The sequence below is a fragment of the Streptomyces sp. NPDC058662 genome (assembly GCF_042716255.1).
Taxonomy (GTDB): Bacteria; Actinomycetota; Actinomycetes; order Streptomycetales; family Streptomycetaceae; genus Streptomyces.
Genome location: NZ_JBHXRU010000211.1, coordinates 1 through 1,967 on the forward strand (window position 1 = coordinate 1; position 1,967 = coordinate 1,967).

The window sequence follows — 1,967 nt, forward strand, 5'->3', positions numbered from 1 at the left end:
GGGCCGCCCCTCCGGGCGTTCGGGTGCCGGGCCCGGGGGCCGCGGCGGCGCCGGCTACGGGAGCGCGAGCATCCGCTCCAGCGCGAGCTTCGCGAAGCTCTCGGTCTCCTTGTCGACCTGGATCCGGTTGACCAGGTTGCCCTCGGCCAGCGACTCCAGGGTCCACACGAGGTGGGGGAGGTCGATACGGTTCATCGTGGAGCAGAAGCAGACCGTCTTGTCGAGGAAGACGACTTCCTTGTCCTCGGCGGCGAATCGATTCGCCAGCCGGCGGACCAGGTTCAACTCGGTGCCGATGGCCCACTTGGAGCCGGCCGGGGCCGCCTCCAGCGTCTTGATGATGTACTCCGTCGAGCCGACGTGGTCCGCCGCCGCCACGACCTCGTGCTTGCACTCGGGGTGCACCAGGACGTTCACGCCGGGGATGCGGGCGCGGACGTCGTTGACCGAGTCGACCGAGAACCGGCCGTGGACCGAGCAGTGCCCGCGCCACAGGATCATCTTCGCGTTCCGCAGCTGCTCGACGGTCAGGCCGCCGCCCGGCTTGTGCGGGTTGTAGAGCACGCAGTCGTCCAGGGACATGCCCATGTCGCGTACGGCCGTGTTGCGGCCCAGGTGCTGGTCCGGGAGGAAGAGCACCTTGGTCTGCTGCGGGTCTCCCTGCCCGAAGGCCCACTCCAGGGCCTTCTTCGCGTTGGACGAGGTGCAGATCGTGCCGCCGTGCTTGCCGGTGAAGGCCTTGATGTCGGCCGAGGAGTTCATGTACGAGACGGGCACCGTCACACCGGCGACGCCGGCCTCCGTCAGTACGTCCCAGCACTCGGCGACCTGCTCGGCGGTGGCCATGTCGGCCATCGAGCAGCCGGCCGCCAGGTCCGGGAGGACCACCTTCTGGTCGTCCGAGGTGAGGATGTCCGCGGACTCGGCCATGAAGTGGACGCCGCAGAAGACGATGTACTCGGCCTCCGGCCTGGCGGCCGCGTCCTTCGCGAGCTTGAAGGAGTCGCCGGTGACGTCGGCGAACTCGATGACCTCGTCACGCTGGTAGTGGTGACCGAGGATGAAGACCTTGTCCCCGAGCTTCTCCTTGGCCGCGCGGGCGCGGGCCACGAGGTCCGGGTCCGACGGAGAGGGCAGGTCGCCGGGGCATTCCACCCCGCGCTCGCTCTTGGGGTCGGCCTCACGGCCGAGCAGCAGCAGGGCGAGGGGCGTCGGCTGGACGTCCAAAGGCTGGGCGGTGGTCACGACACGCACCCTTTCTGTTCTGCGACAAGGGACTTCTTGAGGCATCGGTTGAGGCATCGGGACGACTTCTCGTCTACTTGACGCTATCTATCATAACCGCTTCACGTCAGTTTGACGATGCCGATAGTGTCAATGTGACGAATGAGCCCGTCCCTCGTCCGGCCCGCCCCGGCGCCCGGTGTGCGAGCATGAATATCTGAAACAAGCGTCGGGCCCCGGAATGAAACCGAGGTCCCGCTCGTTGCCACCGACGGCAAGAGTCCGACGTTTCCCTGCTTCCGGCGGGGAGCCGCCCACTTCGGGAGTGAATGCAGATGTCCGTACAGGACGAAAAGACCACTGTGAGCGACGGCATCCTCCTGTCCGACGCCGCCGCCGACAAGGTCAGGACCCTGCTGGAGCAGGAAGGCCGCGATGACCTGGCGCTCCGCGTCGCCGTCCAGCCCGGCGGCTGCTCCGGCCTCCGCTACCAGCTGTTCTTCGACGAGCGCTCCCTCGACGGCGACGTCGTGAAGGACTTCGACGGTGTGAAGGTCGTCACGGACCGGATGAGCTCCCCGTACCTGCACGGTGCCTCCATCGACTTCGTGGACACCATCGAGAAGCAGGGCTTCACGATCGACAACCCGAACGCCACGGGTTCCTGCGCCTGCGGTGACTCCTTCAGCTAGACCCGCCGCCGGAGCGCGCCGCCGCACCGCCTGCGCAACGACGAGGGCCCG

2 protein-coding genes are annotated in these 1,967 nt (G+C 67.6%); one reads left to right on the forward strand and one right to left on the reverse strand.

The window, feature by feature from the left end:
• Positions 1-54: 54 nt before the first annotated feature.
• Positions 55-1,254, reverse strand: coding sequence for a quinolinate synthase NadA (gene nadA / locus ACFWUQ_RS31415; RefSeq protein WP_384544817.1), 1,200 nt, complete (start codon positions 1,252-1,254; stop codon positions 55-57).
• Positions 1,255-1,559: 305 nt separating this feature from the next.
• Between nadA and erpA the strand changes: the two genes are divergently transcribed.
• Positions 1,560-1,916 carry an iron-sulfur cluster insertion protein ErpA gene (gene erpA, locus ACFWUQ_RS31420; RefSeq protein ID WP_250742523.1) on the forward strand — a complete coding sequence of 119 codons (357 nt, stop codon included), beginning with the start codon at positions 1,560-1,562 and terminating at the stop codon, positions 1,914-1,916.
• Positions 1,917-1,967 lie beyond the last annotated feature (51 nt).

Coding starts and splice junctions, on each gene's coding strand:
- erpA (WP_250742523.1), top strand. CDS start 1,560: ATGTCCGTACAGGACGAAAAGACCACTGTGAGCGACGGCATCCTCCTG.